1 protein-coding gene is annotated in these 300 nt (G+C 42.0%); it reads right to left on the bottom strand.

Annotated features, from left to right (window positions below):
- The coding region (locus Q1A47_RS20685) for an AMP-binding protein (protein WP_299632770.1) at window positions 1-300 on the bottom strand (300 nt) is incomplete at both ends.

Genomic DNA, 300 nt, shown 5'->3' with positions numbered 1-300 from the left:
ATCTCCAGTACGATACATCCGCTCTCCTGGCTCAAAAGGATTATCAAGAAACTTCGCTTCGGTTAATTCTCGATTATACAAATATCCTTGTGCTACTCCTGCCCCACTCACATACAGCTCCCCTTTTACTCCGATTGGGCAAAGGTTTTGTTGTGGGTCCAACATATAGGCTTTGACATTTGCTAATGGTTTTCCGATTATATTCATGACTCCATGCTCTATCATTTCTTGTCGATCGATTTCCGTTGCCATACAACCGATCGTGGTTTCGGTTGGTCCATAGTGATTCATAAAACAAAT

Origin of the sequence: uncultured Virgibacillus sp., assembly GCF_947495635.1 — a bacterium.
Lineage (GTDB): Bacteria > Bacillota > Bacilli > Bacillales > Amphibacillaceae > Virgibacillus > Virgibacillus salarius.
This window is presented reverse-complemented; position numbering and strand designations above follow the sequence as displayed.